At 33.7% G+C, this 15922-nt stretch carries 12 protein-coding genes; 2 read left to right on the top strand and 10 right to left on the bottom strand.

The genetic code is table 11. The features are described from left to right. Window positions 1-38 precede the first annotated feature (38 nt). Window positions 39-1085, top strand: coding sequence for an endonuclease/exonuclease/phosphatase family protein (locus QSV08_RS17520; protein ID WP_324025001.1), 1047 nt, complete (start codon window positions 39-41; stop codon window positions 1083-1085). On the opposite strand, the gene QSV08_RS17515 is transcribed toward QSV08_RS17520, so the two are convergent. From QSV08_RS17515 to uvrC, 9 genes are all read right to left on the bottom strand, one after another. Beyond that, complete coding sequence (locus QSV08_RS17515) at window positions 1082-1678, bottom strand: 3-keto-disaccharide hydrolase (RefSeq protein ID WP_324025000.1); 597 nt, start codon at window positions 1676-1678, stop codon at window positions 1082-1084. The two genes, QSV08_RS17520 and QSV08_RS17515, sit on opposite strands and share 4 nt — an antisense overlap. A 17-nt stretch (window positions 1679-1695) precedes the next feature. Continuing rightward, complete coding sequence (locus QSV08_RS17510; RefSeq protein ID WP_324024999.1) at window positions 1696-2136, bottom strand: hypothetical protein; 441 nt, start codon at window positions 2134-2136, stop codon at window positions 1696-1698. Window positions 2137-2229: 93 nt separating this feature from the next. After that, the gene (locus QSV08_RS17505) at window positions 2230-4911 is read right to left on the bottom strand and encodes a TonB-dependent receptor (RefSeq protein WP_324024998.1); all 2682 of its coding nucleotides are present in this window, start codon (window positions 4909-4911) and stop codon (window positions 2230-2232) included. A gap of 171 nt (window positions 4912-5082) precedes the next feature. Further along, window positions 5083-6720 (bottom strand): glucose-6-phosphate isomerase, encoded by a 1638-nt coding sequence (gene pgi, locus QSV08_RS17500; RefSeq protein WP_324024997.1) that lies wholly within the window; start codon window positions 6718-6720, stop codon window positions 5083-5085. Continuing rightward, window positions 6707-8005: a M23 family metallopeptidase gene (locus tag QSV08_RS17495; RefSeq protein WP_324024996.1), complete on the bottom strand. Its 1299-nt coding sequence runs from the start codon at window positions 8003-8005 to the stop codon at window positions 6707-6709. Before QSV08_RS17495 ends, pgi begins: the two co-directional genes overlap by 14 nt. Then, window positions 8005-8976 (bottom strand): tryptophan 2,3-dioxygenase family protein, encoded by a 972-nt coding sequence (locus QSV08_RS17490; protein WP_324024995.1) that lies wholly within the window; start codon window positions 8974-8976, stop codon window positions 8005-8007. Before QSV08_RS17490 ends, QSV08_RS17495 begins: the two co-directional genes overlap by 1 nt. 7 nt (window positions 8977-8983) lie before the next feature. Beyond that, entirely contained in the window at window positions 8984-9763 is a 780-nt protein-coding gene (locus QSV08_RS17485; RefSeq protein WP_324024994.1) for a DUF3108 domain-containing protein, read from the bottom strand. A 358-nt stretch (window positions 9764-10121) separates the two neighbouring features. Beyond that, window positions 10122-12413 carry a patatin-like phospholipase family protein gene (locus QSV08_RS17480; protein WP_324024993.1) on the bottom strand — a complete coding sequence of 764 codons (2292 nt, stop codon included), beginning with the start codon at window positions 12411-12413 and terminating at the stop codon, window positions 10122-10124. Continuing rightward, a complete protein-coding gene (gene uvrC / locus QSV08_RS17475) occupies window positions 12391-14184 on the bottom strand; it encodes an excinuclease ABC subunit UvrC (RefSeq protein ID WP_324024992.1) in 1794 nt (597 codons plus the stop codon). Before uvrC ends, QSV08_RS17480 begins: the two co-directional genes overlap by 23 nt. Window positions 14185-14673: 489 nt before the next feature. On the opposite strand from uvrC, the gene QSV08_RS17470 reads away from it, so the two are divergent. Then, complete coding sequence (locus tag QSV08_RS17470) at window positions 14674-15243, top strand: 5-formyltetrahydrofolate cyclo-ligase (RefSeq protein WP_324024991.1); 570 nt, start codon at window positions 14674-14676, stop codon at window positions 15241-15243. Here the strand turns inward: QSV08_RS17470 and QSV08_RS17465 are convergent. Then, window positions 15240-15893 carry a lipoprotein signal peptidase gene (locus QSV08_RS17465; RefSeq protein ID WP_324024990.1) on the bottom strand — a complete coding sequence of 218 codons (654 nt, stop codon included), beginning with the start codon at window positions 15891-15893 and terminating at the stop codon, window positions 15240-15242. The genes QSV08_RS17470 and QSV08_RS17465 overlap by 4 nt on opposite strands. Between the last annotated feature and the right edge of the window lie 29 nt (window positions 15894-15922).

Raw genomic sequence — 15922 nt, 5'->3', positions numbered from 1 at the left:
GTATACTCGCTTATAATTAAGACAAAATACCCTCAACAATGCGATTACTACTTCTAATATGTTTCTTTTCCCCTTTACTTACCTATGCACAAAAAGCTGATTCTTATCAAATTAGAACCGTTGCTTTCTATAATCTAGAAAATCTATTTGATACTAAAAACGATACTTTAATTTTTGATGATGATAGAACTCCCGAAGGAAAAGATAAATGGACTGAAGAACGTTATCTGAACAAATTAGAAAATATGTCGAAGGTGATTTCTGAAATTGGCTCTACAGATAATAAAACAGCACCAGATATTGTAGGAGTTTGCGAAGTAGAAAACTTAGGTGTACTTGAAGATTTGGTACATCATAAGAACTTAGCAAAATTCAATTACGGAATTGTACATTACGAATCTCCCGATGAACGTGGCATAGACGTAGCGCTACTGTATAAGAAAAGTGCCTTTGTTCCTGTTAATTTCAATAGCCATAGATTGCTACTTTTTAACCTTGAAGGAAAAAGAGATTACTCTAGAGATCAACTTATTGTAGAAGGGTTATTAGATAATGAAAAGATTTACTTTATTGTAAACCACTGGCCTTCTAGAAGTGGTGGCGAGGCTAGAAGTCGACCTTTTAGATTAGAAGCTGCCAAGTTGAATAAACGGATTATAGATTCTGTTCAAAGACAAGACACCAGTGCCAAAATTATAAGTATGGGAGATTTTAACGATGACCCTATAGACCCGAGTTTAAAAAAAATATTACTTGTTGAAAAAAACTCTAAGAATTTGGACTCTTTAAGCCTCTATGGACCAATGGAAAAACTTTATAAAAAAGGAAGAGGTTCTTTAGCTTACCGTGATAAATGGAATTTGTTCGACCAATTATACATGACATCTTCCCTTATAAGTGCCGACCGAGAAGGTTATAGTTATTGGAAAGTAGGGATATTTACTCCTGAATATTTAATGGACCCAAAAGGAAAATATAAAGGTTACCCATTACGGACTTATGCAGGCGGAAGTTATATTGGTGGCTATAGCGACCATTTTCCTGTATACCTGCACCTCATTAAAAAAGTTCATAATATGAATTAATCTAACTCTTCTATTTCAATATTTTTCCACTTTACTTTTATACCTCCACCAGAATGAATTTGTAATAAAATGGCACCTTTGCCTTTACCAATAATTCTATCTTTCAAAGAAACCATTTCAACACCGTTTACCCAAGAGGTTACCACCTTACCGTCGACCTTTATCTTCATGTGGTTCCACTCACCAAATTTCAATGCCTTGTCTTTTTCTAGTGCTGGTTTAATTAACCATTCTCTTCCATAAGACTCATATATACCACCCGTAAATGCACCCGGCGGAGCTACTTCTACTTGCCAACCGCTTACGGTTGTGCCTTCTACATTTGATCGTATAAACACCCCACTATTACCATCTGCTTCTTGTTTAAAATCTAAATCAAGAATGAAGTTTTTATACTCCTTATCGGTACCTAAATAACCATATTCAGCATCAGGTCCGCTTTCGCAGATGAGCAGTTCATCTTCTACGTACCATTTCTCGGTTCCGTAAATCGTCCATCCTTCTAAACTTTCACCGTTGAACAATGCCGTTTTTTGAGCAAATAATGAGGTACTAAAAAGTAGCACCAAAAGGGTTGATGTAATTTTATTCATATATAAATACTATTGAATTAGTTAAACCACTGTCCCCAAGGAATTCTACTTAAAATAAGAAGTAATCCTATTGTGTAGAAAATAGCAATACTCTTGAATTTTTTAGCTCCGTCAACAAATTTCTTATGTCTTGACCAACCTATGGTTATTGATGCAATTGCCAGTATATTAATGAAAGGATGTTCTACTGCCAATAAACGCGCAGCAGAAGTTAAACCACCCATACCAAACTCTTGTATTGCGCTAAATCCACTTGGAGAAACAAAATACAATATTAGCCCTACTGTTAATTGAATATGGCACAAAATAAGCGCAAATAGGCTTAATCTAAGATCTTTACCCATATTAAAGATTCTCTTTCCAACAAGACCTGAAATAGCATTAATAACTGCTAAGATCAATACAGCCAATGCTATATAAGCCAAGTATGAATGTAGCATGTGAATAGTTTCGTACATAGTTCTAATTTTAAGTTTTAAATGTACTGAATTTTGAGCATAAAAAAACCCTGACCAGATGGTCAGGGTTTTTATTTATTATCAATATTGCTACTAGAATTCGTAACGCAAAGTAACGTTCCAAGTTCTACCCCAACCAAAGTAACCTTGGTTAGATACTGCAATACCATCATAAGTTACATCACCAGCTTCTGCAAAATTAGCAGTAGTCAATGTTGAAAGATACTCAGTATCAAATAAATTGTTAATGTTACCTCTTATTTTCAATTGCTTTAATTTATCAGCTCCTAATGGAACTCTAAAAGTAATACCAGCATCTAATAAGTTGTAAGAAGGTAATTTTAAATTTTCTTTAACCGCACCTACATCAGAATATAAATTATCATAATATCTCCAATCAGAATCGATAGAGAATTTTTGGTTGATTTTATAAACAAAACCTAAACCACCTGATAATTGTGCAGCACCACCAACTTTACCTCCGTCGTAATCAACGTTTTCAAAGCTAATAATGTTTCTGTCTTCATCTGAAACCTGCGTTGTAGCATCACCTACATATTCCCAGTTACCTGCAGAAAACTGACCATTAATTGTTAAATCTGTAATAGGTTTAAATTTGAAATCTACCTCTACACCAGAGTGCAATTGCTCTGTACCAAAATTAGTTGTAAACTGAAGTACATCATCAACAATATTAGAGCTAGATACAACTCTATCTTTCCAAGAAGTTCTATACAAGTTAACGTTAGCAGAGAACATTGAACTCTTGAAACCATAACCAGCTTCTAAGCCGAAAATCTTTTCATTTTCAGTTAAAGGGTTTACTTGGTTTGTAAAGCTTAAGTAAATATTATCATGATAAGGCTGACGATTGTAGTAACCAGTGTTTACATAAAATGCGTGAGCTTCTGAAATTTTATAACTTAAACCAGCTTTAGCATTATACCCTAAGTTATCTACTTTTTCAGAATCTGTACCAGGTGTAATACCTGCTGGTATAGCTTCATCTGTACCTTGACTAGAAGTACCATCAATTAATGCTTGATCTGCATATTGAAAAAAGTCAAATCTTTGGTGATTTTGATTAGAAACCGAACCTTGAAAAAATGCAGACATATTATCTGTTGCATACTCTAACTGGCTAAACAAACCACCATAAGAAATACGCTCTTCATTATTATACGCTATTTTTTGCTCATCAGGATAAGAATCAAAAGCAGCAGCCCAACCAGAAGGTCTAAAGCTTTCTGTTGCCAGTACATTCTTATAAGTACCAAAAGTACCGTATCTCTCGTGATTATTGTTTTGATCCCTTAAACGAACTGTTTCTGCCCAAGAATTAAGACCATGAAAATCAGAAACAACTCTAAAGTGTTTACCGTAGTATGTTCTTAAATCGAAACCTACATTCCAAGAAAGTTCATCTGTAATTTTAGTTTCGAAATTTGTAATTAAACCATACCAGCTATGTAAGTTCATAGAAGAACGAGTAACATAACCACCACCAGCTGTAAAATAACCACCAGCTCCGTTTTCAATTTCACCATTAGCTGCGTAAATAGCATCGTAATCTATACGACCTTCAGCAGTTCTAATTCTATTACCACGGTCACCAGTACCACCACCGTTACCCCAAGAGGCATATAATACAGTAGAAAGGTTAGACTTATCGCTAATAGTAAAATCCCAGTTTAAGTTAGCAACAGGCTTATGGTAGAAGTTTCTTCTTTCAGTTTTGTAAACACCGTTGTAAGTACCCCAGTTGTTATTATAACGTACACCGTACTGCTGATAATCAGCTATAGATTTTGTAAAATTTTGATCGTGAAATTGTGGTGCACCAGTAAGTAATAAGTTGAAACCGTGCTTTTCATTTGGTCTAAAACCAGCAGAAATAAAGTAAGTCTGACCTTCACCGTAGTTACCTTCATTGTAACCATCACCTTGCCAGTGAGAAAGCATAACACTTAAACCCCAACCTTTTTCAGAAACACCTGTGTTATAACCCGCAGTTGTTTTAATGTAGTTATCGTTAGCAACCGTTGCGTATGCAAAACCACCTTCATTCATTTCAGTTGCTTTGGTAACGAAGTTAACCGTACCACCAACAGAAGAAATTGCTAATTTAGAAGAACCCAAACCACGTTGAATTTGAACTCCACTTGCAATATCATTTAACCCAGACCAGTTAGACCAGTACATTTTACCGTCTTCCATACCGTTAATCGGCTGACCGTTTAAAAGAAACGCAGTGTTATCTTGTTCGAAACCACGAACCCTCATATCAGAATCACCAAAACCACCAGCTTGACCAGATACATAAACAGATGGAGTGTTTACCATTGTCATCGTAATATCTTGAGTACCAATTTTCTCTTGAATGATTTCAACAGGAATAGATGATACTGCTATTGGTGTTTGTCTATCGCTAGCAAGGTCAATAAGACCTCTACCAACTACAACAACACCTTCTAATTCTTCAGCATTAGGCTCTAAAACAATAGAACCAATATTACCTGAAGCAGTAAAAGCAACTTGCTTTGAATTAAAACCAATGTAAGAAACTACTAAAGTTCCAGATGCAGAACTTGTGTTAATTGTAAAATTACCATCAAAATCAGTTGATGTTCCGTTTGTTGTTCCTTTTACTATTACTGTAGCACCTGGCAACGGACTATTTGAGTCGCCATCTAATACAGTACCAGTAATTGGTCCTTGTGAAAAAGCAGTTACGGTCATTAAAAATGCCGCTAATGCAAAATACATTTTTTTCATTTTCTTCGAGTATTTGTTAGTTTTTTAACTTGCTGCAAAAGTCAATTATTTTTACACCTCCAACGTTAAGAGAACGTTAAATCAGCAAGACAAAAATACCTAAAAACCAAACACGATTTATGTGAAAATGAAATAGTTATCCTTTTAATAGGAACTTTATCGTATTTATAATTATTTCTTAAAATATTGCAAAAGTCTCAATGTAGAGCTGTCGTGATCAGAAATATCTGAATTGTTAATATCATCAAGAATAGTCCCAGCCAGTTGTTTTCCTAATTCTACACCCCATTGATCATAACTAAATATGTTCCAAATCACCCCTTGAACAAAAATCTTATGCTCATACAAGGCAATTAAAGAACCTAAACTTTTAGGCGTTAGCTTATCCATTAAAATAGTATTGGTAGGCTTGTTACCTGCAAACACCTTAAATGGAGCTAGTTTATTAATTTCAGATTCTGATAAATCTTTAGTCTTTAATTCAGCAACTACTTCTTCTCTAGTTTTACCATTCATTAAAGCCTCGGTCTGTGCGAAATAATTTGCCATCAATTTATTATGATGGTCCTTATCGCCATGTAAAGAATGCTTGAAACCAATAAAGTCTGTAGGTATTAATTTAGTACCCTGGTGTATTAACTGAAAAAAGGCGTGCTGAGAATTTGTACCCGGTTCTCCCCAAATAATAGTTCCTGTTTCGTAGCCAACTTTATTGCCTGCTCTATCTACACTTTTACCATTACTTTCCATTATGCCCTGTTGTAAGTAGGCAGAAAATCTACTTAAATATTGTGCATATGGAATTATAGCTTCTGTTTCTGCACCATAAAAATTATTATACCAAACACTTACCAATGCCATTATAACGGGAATGTTCTCTGAGAATTCAGTTTCCTTAAAATGTACATCGGTTTCATTGGCACCTTGTAACATTGCATCAAAGTTATCGTAACCAACTGCCAAGGCAATTGTCAACCCTACTGCACTCCATAAAGAGAATCTACCACCAACCCAGTCCCACATTGGGAATACATTCGCAGCGTCAATACCGAATTCAGCAATTTTCTCACTATTAGTCGATACTGCGGCAAAGTGCTTTGCAATATCTTCTTGGGTACCATGCTTTAAAAACCACTTCTTAATCGTAGTCGCATTACTTAATGTTTCTTGTGTTGTAAAAGTTTTAGAAACTACAACGAACAAGGTTGTCTCTGGATCTAACGTTTTTAAGATTTCATGAACATGATCACCATCTACATTACTAACGAAATGTATTGATAATTGATTCTTATAAAATTTTAAAGCTTCGGTCACCATTGCCGGACCTAGGTCTGAACCGCCAATACCTATATTTACTACATTGGTAAATGCTTTACCTGTATATCCTTTTAGCTCGCCATTAATTACAGAGTTGGTAAATTCTTTAATATGCTCTTTTACCTCATATATCTCTGGCATTACATTTTCACCATCAACCAAAACAACATCGCCCTTTTTAGCACGAAGCGCTGTATGTAAAACAGCTCTGCCTTCTGTTTCGTTGATTAAATCTCCTCCAAAATAATCTTTTATAGCTCCTTTTAAATTTACCTCGTCAGCCAATTTAAGCAACATCTGCATTGTCTCTTCTGATATTCTATTCTTTGAATAATCAAAAAGGAAATCATTCCACTGTAACGTGAATTTTTCAGCTCTTTTTGCATCCGAAGAAAACAAACTTCTTAGGTGCGTACCTTTTGTTTCTTCGTAATGAGCCGTTAATTTCTTCCAAATATCAGTTTGCTGTGGGTTTATTTTATTTAGTGCCATTTTCTTGATTAAGTGTTAGTAAATCCTCGTCTTCTTCTTCTATTAAAACTTTAGGATAGATTATGCAATCTAACTGTTCTTTATATGTTGCGATATACGCGAAGTATTCTTCTTTTAAGGTGTCATGTAAAGGTTCTGCTTGCGGTAGCTCTTCTTGTAATGGATCTACTTGTTTTCCATTTCTCCAAAAGCGATAGCACACATGTGGTCCACCTGTATTACCTGTCATACCAATCCACCCAATTACATCTCCTTGACGAACAAACTCCCCTTTCTTTACCTTTTGGGCTTTCATATGCAGATACTGAGTGGAGTACGTACCATTATGTCTGATCTTAACATATTTACCGTTACCACCCCTTCTTGTAGATTCTACAACGGTACCATCTGCTGTAGCCATAATTGGTGTACCTATAGGTGCCGCATAATCTGTTCCTTTATGTGGTCGTAACTTATAACCATAGTATTTTATTCTTCTATTCAGATTGTACCTAGAAGATAATCTACCATACTCTACTGGCATTCTTAAAAACGTTCTCCTTAAATTATTTGCATTCTCATCATAGTAATCGACCAGACTTCTTAGAGAATCATTTTCATAAGCGAAAGCATAGATAGGTTTACCATTATGCTCAAAATACGCTGCTTCGATAGGTTCTGCACCTGCATATACCGTATCGTTTATAAACTTCTCATTGTAGATGATCTTGAACTTATCGTTCTTTTGTAATCTAGAGAAATCAATTGTCCATGCATACACATTAGCCAGGTTATGCGTAACATTATAATCTACACCCTGTTCTAATATAGCTTCTGACAAACTAGATACTATTACACCTGAAACTTCTCGTTGAACAAATTTTACCTTGTTCTTATCCTTATATACATTTACACTATCGCGCAAATCTACAACGGTATAGTTAATTGGATCATTCTCATAAATAAATACCTGTGCTTGTGCAGTGGTATCTTTAGATTGCAAAATAGTGTACGGCTTACCTACACGAATTTTACGAACGTCAAAACTATCTTTGAAGTTTTCTGAAATAGCCAAAACCTTTGGATATTCGACATTATTCTTTTGCATTAATTCGCCAAAACTATCGCCATATTTGATAGTATCTAACTTAACATTGAATTCGTCTAAATTAAAACCAAACCTCTCATTGACTTCTGGCACTTCAACAACCTTAACATTTTGAGCCACGTCTTTCTTCTCATTATTGGCGTCTTTGCATGATGCAATAACAGTCAATGCCAATAATATTCCCCAATACTTCTGCATTATTCTACTCTTGATTTATCTGGATTCAACATATGGTTTACCCACTGCTTACCCCAATTATTTAATTCTTGTTCAGTGTATAATTCTGGAAAAAAAACAATTTTCTGAAAACTAGGCGGCAAATATTCTTTCCAATTTGTACCTCCTGTAGCTTCAATATCACCAGTCTCTTTTCTTAAATACCTATGCGCAGAACCCATATGCATTAACTGCCAATTAATGTTAGCATTTACATCTAGCGTCTTCAAAGAATCTACCAAAGTTTTATCTTCTCTCTGCTCTTTGGGTAAACTTAAGTATTTATGATATATTGTTGCGTTCTCTACCTGTTTTGCTATTCTTATAAGCCTAGGTGTATAACGATACTCAAACTGTTTTAAGGTTAAGGTTTTCTCGCCTGTATCTTTATCTGTAGCACCTTTTTTCCAATAGATATGTTCGTACAATTCTTCTATGGTAGATTCTGAAGAAAATTGAACTCTTTCAGAAACATGAACTAAATTTTCTAATGGTGTTGCATACAGTTCTATCATTCTAAACTGGGCTGACTGAAAACCACTAGCAGGTAGCAATGCCATACGATATTGCAAAAACTGTTCGCGCTCCATACCCTTTATCATTACACTAAATGACGATATAAGCACTTTGTAATAGCTATTAACTCTTCTAACCTTTTCTATAAAAAAATCTAAGCTGTTACTTTTATCATCTACCAATTGTTTTTGCTCGTGCAAAATCAATTTAAAATAGAGTTCGGTAATTTGATGATACATGATGAAAATCTCTTCATCGGGAAAATGTGTTCTTGGAACTTGTAGACTTAATAAAGTATCTAGATGAATATAGTCCCAATAGGTAAGATAACGTTGATGCAATAACCCATCTAAATAAGAGCCTAGATCTTGCCCTGAATCTTTATATTTTTCTTCTAGCTTAGAGATTTGGGATTTGATTTTCTCTTTATCTTCCATTTGGGGTCTAATCCATTATTATTTTAAACTGATGCTTAAGACCATTATACCCATCTATATCTGCTTTTATAGCACCTACTGCTAAATCTGCTTTAATTCTTATAGGAATTCGATTGTCGTCATTCGACACCCATAATGATAAACTTTCTTGCTCTTTAAATACACGCCCCGATTGTACCAAGGGTCTAAATTTTAAGCATTCAACTTTACCATATTTTGTATTTACAACTTCAACACCTAAATACTTAAGTTTAAAGTCGAAAATACCATCATCGTCATAAAGCATTTTCAGGGTAATCGCTTTTCCTACTTCAAGGTCTTCTGTCTTATAGTTGTTCCTTAAAAAATAAAAAGCGGATATTAAGTCCTGTATATTGTTCTCTAATGTAAAATTAAGCTTTTTCTTGTTTTTCTTGTCATTAAGTTCTGCTTTAGATGTATTATGATCAAAGTTTATTTCTACATCTTTCTTATAGCCACCTTCATTAATTTTACGAACGAACCTATATGGTTTGCCATCTTGTTTATCAAAATAACTTTCATAAGTATCGTCTACCTTAAAAAACCAACTAGCAACACCCGTTGTTTCGCCATGACCAACTACATGATACACAGATTTATCATCTATAGTCGCAGAATTAACTTGTAGGGTCGCATAACTTGCGTTTAAAAAACCATAATGCATTCTAAACTTCAACCACTCTCCTGTCTTAAAAGCCGACTGAGAACTCTGACCTTGGACACCAAAATATGTTAAGATAAGGGCGAATAAAAATAGTTTTTTCATAGTCCGTATTTTAATGTAAAAATAGTCATAGATACTTCTCTATCACTTTCATTACAATATCTTAAACAAAATTTATTCCAAAGTATTGTTGTATAAAAAAAGCCCAGCTTAAAAACTGGGCTTTTCCTAAATAACCAACCAAACTTTAAATTATGAAAAACCACTACTTAAAGTTGTAAGGGAACCACCCCTTAGCTGATGTAAATTTAAGGCACATTATTCTACCTACAGTACGGTTTAACTTACTTTAATGATAACCTTAACAGTTATTCACACTTCTAATAAATATTTAGGAAACTATTAAGAAAAGTAAGGCATATTAGACCTTTTTCTATCCGCACTTTTAATCTAACCGATATTAAAACCAGTAGCCTACGCTTACAAAAAATTGTGATTTATCTATTTCGGGCGTCCAAGAATACATTAAGTTAATCGGACCCAAAAAAGACTCTAGACCATAACCAATACCGTAACCTGAATATGTAGGTGCCTTAAACCAATCTCCTGTTCTAAAAAGATCATCATCAACATTTGCGAAATTTGCCGTAAACAACGCATGGTTCTTTTTAGCAAATTCATAATCTAACCTCGCATATGCTTTTACGAAACTATTACCCGGCAGACTTATAAAGTCATACCCAACAAATGGAACAAAATTATTTATAAAGTCTGTGCCATAACCACCAAGAAAAAAATCAAAAGAGGTAACATTAGAAGTCCCCAATTTAAAACCACCTTCTGTTTCTACATTTATAGATAGCTTATTTACTAAAGGCATTGCCATACCTAAACGAGCTTTAGAGACAGAAAAATCTTTAAAATTATTATTGAAATCTGATGATAATACATAATAGTGCATATCACCATTAAAATAAAGACCTCTTGAAGGAAAATACTTGTCATCGTAGGTATCCAGTTTAAGCGCACCATAAGCACTAATAAAATTACTACGCTCAAAATATGTTCTACCATTACTAGCCGTAGTACCAGGAGCTGTGCTATTTGGCGTGTCTGCAAATGTTCTTGTACTATATTGCAAATGCTTAAACTCTGCACCAAGCGTAAACGCAAACTCTTCTTTAACTACCGTTTGTATGTACAGCTGATTTGTAAAGTCAGATACGTTTAAATTAATTCTATTAAGTGTCGTACCAGTGCCTACTTCAAAATTATCCTCTATTAAATCAAAATTAATTTCTTGATCAAAATCATTGAATCTAGAATTGATTCCAAAACTCCAATAGGTACCTTTATCTATATAATACTCAAAGTTATATCTAATATTATCACCTAAAATAAAATCAAAAGAGGCGACATCGTCTTTTGACAGTATCCTCTTTTTTGTAATATTTATAAGCGCTCCACTTTTATACAAATCATCATAATGAGCCCCTAATCTCAAAAATGAAGTATTTCTAGTTTCATCTAACGGAAGAATTAAATCTTCACCACCATTCATATTATCAAGCAATTTATACTTGATTGTTCTAAAGTTACCTGTAGCAGATAAATTACTCATGCCTTGTTGCAACTTTTTAAAGTTAATAGGCTCGTCTAAATTAAACCGTAACTTACCTTTTACATAACCTCTAGTATGAACTGTATTACCATCGATCAACAACCTATTAATTGTCAGCTTTTCATCTGCTTCAATTACAGAAATAGTATGACCAACTTTCTTATAACCTGATGCAAGCTCCCTTAGTTCATCAATTTTTAAATTAGCCGCATCTTCACCCGTTTTAACAATTTCACCCATTCTATTGAAGTCTATTAACGAGTACTCTTCTATATTTGGCTTTATATAAATATTGGTCTTTTCAGACTTGATTTTCATATCTGCAACTGTACGGTAATTGTTTATTTGTAATAGAATTTCAGTTGCAGACAACAAGGCTTCTCTATCAGATAAATCATGCTGTACATCTACTCCAATTATAATATCGGCGCCCATTGCCCTAACTTCATCTATAGGATAATTATTAACCACACCACCATCTATCAACACTTTATCATTAATGATCGTAGGCTCAAAAAGAGATGGCAATGTTCCACTTGCCAAAATAGCTTCTGGCAGATATCCTGAATTTAAAATTACCTGTCTACCTGTTTCAATATCTGTTGCTATACATACAAACGGAGTAGGCAGCATATTAAAGTCATCTATATCTTTTACATGATATAAAAGCCTAACAAACTCATTATATATATTTTGACCACCAGAAAATGCAGGGGGCACGGTAACCTTGAAATTCTTGATTGGCAATGTTAATGAATACCTTTCAGAATCTTCTTTTTCATAAAAGGTTTTAGCACTTCTTGGTAGATTATCTTGAATTAACGACCCAATATTAGTTGCTCTAAATATAGAGTCTAATTCGTCGGCTGTATAACCGGCTGCATATAACGCACCCACAATAGCCCCCATACTAGAACCACCTATATAGTCAATTTTAACACCAGCCTCTTCAATAACTCTCAACGCACCTATGTGCGCCATGCCTTTTGCTCCGCCACCGCTTAACACCAAGCCTATTTTTGGCTTTTTCTTTTCCTCTTTATTTTGAGCAACCAAAGAACCGGCACCCAATAAAAGCACCGATAACAGTATTGGTATTCTACCTAAATTATTTTTTACGAAAAGATTCATATATCTTTTTTGCTTTTGACGCCCCTACTTCTTCAGTTAGACTTTCTACAGTGGCTTCTTTAATGCGTTTTACCGATTTAAATTTCTTCAATAACTGTTGCGCCGTTTTTTCACCAACACCATCTATACCTTCCAATTCAGAATTTATAGCTCCTTTACTTCTTTTATTTCTATGAAATGTAATACCAAATCTATGGGCTTCATTTCGTAAATATTGAATGATTTTAAGACTTTCAGATTTCTTATCTAAATACAAAGGTATGGGGTCTTCAGGAAAGTAAATCTCCTCTAATCTTTTTGCTATACCAATAATAGCAATTTTACCACGCAATCCTAAAAGATCTAAACTTTTTAACGCAGATGATAATTGACCCTTACCTCCATCAATGACAATCAATTGAGGCAATGGTTGCATTTCTTCTTGTAATCTTTTATACCTACGGTACACGACTTCTTCCATAGATGCAAAATCATCAGGACCAGTTACTGTCTTTATATTATAATGTCTGTATTCTTTTTTTGATGGCTTTCCGTCTCTAAACACAACACAAGCCGCTACAGGATTGCTACCTTGTATATTACTGTTATCAAAACACTCTATATGCCTTGGTTCTGCAGATAACCTTATATCTTTTTTCATCTGCGCCATAATTCTATTGGTATGGCGATCTGGATCAATTATTTTAATTTGATTAAATCGTTCTTGCCTAAAGAATTTTGCATTACGCTCAGACAAATCTAGAATTCGCTTTTTATCTCCCAATTTTGGAACAGTTACTTTTAACCCTGGCGATACAGCTATATTAAAAGGTACGTAAAGTTCTTTTGAATCAGATTTAAATCGATCTCTAATTTCAACAATAGCCAATTCTAGCAAATCTTCATCTTTCTCTTCAAGCTTCTTCTTGATCTCCATCGTATGAGACCTTATTATTGACCCATGCGCCAATTGTAGAAAATTTACATAAGCGAAAGCATTGTCTGAAATTATACTGAAAACATCTACATTACTGATCTTAGGGTTTACAATTGTCGTTTTTACTTGGTAATTCTCTAAAACATCTATCTTATCTTTTATCTCTTGCGCTTCTTCAAACTTCATTTCTTCTGCCAGTGCTTTCATCTGACTTTTAAAATAAGTGATCGATGATTTAAAATTACCTTTAACAATTTCGCGTATATCATCTATTTGGCGATCATACTCTGTTATAGATTGATACCCTTCACATGGTCCTTTACAATTGCCTAAGTGATACTCTAAACACACCTTATATTTACCCGCATTAATTTTCTCTGCAGATAAATCATAATTACATGTTCTTAACGGATAAACACTTTTAATCAAATCTAAAAGCACCCGCACCGTTTTCATACTAGTATACGGACCAAAATATTCAGAGCCATCTTTTATGACTCTTCTGGTCGGAAAAAATCTTGGAAATCGTTCATTCTTAAGACAAAGCCAAGGGTATGACTTATCATCCTTTAATAACACATTATACCGAGGTCTTAATTCTTTAATTAAATTATTCTCCAGTAAAAGGGCGTCTGACTCCGTCGGAACAACAATATGCTTAATAGACCGAATCTTTTTGACTAAAACCCGGGTTTTACCATATTCATGATTCTTGTTGAAATAAGATGAAACTCGTTTCTTTAAATTCTTTGCCTTACCTACATATAATATACCGTCATTACTATCGTAAAACTGATATACTCCCGGACCGGTAGGTAACGCACTTAACTGTATGTTTATGGGAATTTCTGTCATAATTTGATACCACTAATTTAGTCTATAAAACTCATTTCGTATTACACCACTTAAGTAAATTCTAATTACAAATCTTTTTAAGTGATTATGAATATGATATTTAATAGACCTATATTTTTTCATCTAAATAATATTACCGTATTCATATTATGGTATTAATAATTTGAAAAAATATACATATATTTAAATCTTTGATTTTCAAGCAATTAATTGTTTCCATGTAACGTTATATGAATGAAACTGTTAATTTTTTTATAAAAAAGTGCATTTCAACGATAAAAAAGTGCCGTTTAAAGAGCTTGTATTAATTATTTTACCTATTTTTAACACAACAACAACAATTATTGGTTCATTTACAATACAAATATTATGGATAGTTATATCATCACTTTAGGAACTTACCTTATTTTAATGTTATTTTTCAAGGTATTTTTTGCTGTTGCAGGTAAAGAATAAATTGAAATATCAATATGTTAAAATCACTTCACTATGTTGAAGAAAGATTTACGCATAAAATATTCAAAATTACGTAGTTCCCTAACACCCTCTCAATTATCTTCTCAAAGTATAGCAATTGCGAATTCAGTTTTGCAATTGCCAATATGGAGTAATTCGTATTTTCATATTTTTTTACCGATAGAACAAAAAGCTGAGATAAATACAGAAGGTATTATCTCAATACTTCTAGGTAAAGATAAAAATGTGATTGTTCCGAAAATTAAATCTTCTACCGAATTAGAACATTTTCTACTTACCGACAACACAAAATTTACCAACAATAGCTTAAACATACCCGAACCCGTTGACGGTATTACTATTGAACCCAAAAAATTAGATGTTGTTTTTATTCCCCTCTTAGCTTTTGACAAGACAGGAAATAGAATAGGATATGGAAAAGGATATTATGACCGATTTCTAAGTGATTGCAAAGAAGATGTTATAAAAATTGGACTATCTTTTTTTGAAGCAGAAAACTCAATAGATGATATTGACACTACAGATATACCTATCGACTATTGTGTAACACCTAATAAAACCTATTCTTTTAAAACGTCTTAATCTTGTAGGCTTTCTACTTCTTGCTCAGGTGCCTCTTCCTCTTTATTAAATGCTCTTTTATTAAATACTAATAATATACCCACACCAGTGCTTATGGCAGTATCAGCTATATTAAAAACGGGTTCAAAAAATCTAAAATTCTGTCCGCCTATCATTGGCATCCACGTTGGCCAAGTAGAATCTACCATTGGAAAGTATAACATATCTACTACCTTACCATAAAACAACTTACCATAAGGTTCATCAGAAAATAAGGTTGCTACCTCATTATAACTTTCATTAAAAATAGCCCCATAAAAAACGGAGTCCAAAATATTACCCAATGCTCCGGCAAAAATTAATGAAACCGCCCAAATTAAGGTATTCGAAGCTTTTTTCTTAATGACATCAAAAAGCCAATACCCTATACCGAAAATGGCAAATAGTCTGAATACCGTTAAAACTAATTTTCCGATATTATCTGAAATAGGTAAAACGTCGCTTAATTTTGCACCCCAAGCAGCACCTTCATTTTCTATGAATAGTATTTTAAACCAAGTAAATACCTCAACAGACTCACCCAAAACGAAATGGGTCTTTATATAAATCTTACTCCATTGATCAATAATTAATATCAATAGAATAAACAGTACAGATTTTTTAATGTTCATGGGCTTTCATCAATGAGCGCAAAAATATA

This window comes from Maribacter sp. BPC-D8 (assembly GCF_035207705.1).
In the GTDB taxonomy this organism is placed as follows: Bacteria; Bacteroidota; Bacteroidia; order Flavobacteriales; family Flavobacteriaceae; genus Maribacter.
The sequence above is the reverse complement of the archived record's forward strand: the minus strand, read 5'-3'. Positions and strand labels throughout refer to the sequence as shown.

Bases quoted from the DNA above. Each gene is read 5' to 3' on its own strand.
- QSV08_RS17495 (WP_324024996.1), bottom strand. From the start codon at position 8,005: ATGCAGAAGTATTGGGGAATATTATTGGCATTGACTGTTATTGCATCA.
- uvrC (WP_324024992.1), bottom strand. From the start codon at position 14,184: ATGACAGAAATTCCCATAAACATACAGTTAAGTGCGTTACCTACCGGT.
- QSV08_RS17465 (WP_324024990.1), bottom strand. From the start codon at position 15,893: ATGAACATTAAAAAATCTGTACTGTTTATTCTATTGATATTAATTATT.
- QSV08_RS17490 (WP_324024995.1), bottom strand. From the start codon at position 8,976: ATGGAAGATAAAGAGAAAATCAAATCCCAAATCTCTAAGCTAGAAGAA.
- QSV08_RS17470 (WP_324024991.1), top strand. From the start codon at position 14,674: ATGTTGAAGAAAGATTTACGCATAAAATATTCAAAATTACGTAGTTCC.
- QSV08_RS17520 (WP_324025001.1), top strand. From the start codon at position 39: ATGCGATTACTACTTCTAATATGTTTCTTTTCCCCTTTACTTACCTAT.
- QSV08_RS17515 (WP_324025000.1), bottom strand. From the start codon at position 1,678: ATGAATAAAATTACATCAACCCTTTTGGTGCTACTTTTTAGTACCTCA.
- QSV08_RS17510 (WP_324024999.1), bottom strand. From the start codon at position 2,136: ATGTACGAAACTATTCACATGCTACATTCATACTTGGCTTATATAGCA.
- QSV08_RS17485 (WP_324024994.1), bottom strand. From the start codon at position 9,763: ATGAAAAAACTATTTTTATTCGCCCTTATCTTAACATATTTTGGTGTC.
- pgi (WP_324024997.1), bottom strand. From the start codon at position 6,720: ATGGCACTAAATAAAATAAACCCACAGCAAACTGATATTTGGAAGAAA.
- QSV08_RS17480 (WP_324024993.1), bottom strand. From the start codon at position 12,413: ATGAATCTTTTCGTAAAAAATAATTTAGGTAGAATACCAATACTGTTA.
- QSV08_RS17505 (WP_324024998.1), bottom strand. From the start codon at position 4,911: ATGAAAAAAATGTATTTTGCATTAGCGGCATTTTTAATGACCGTAACT.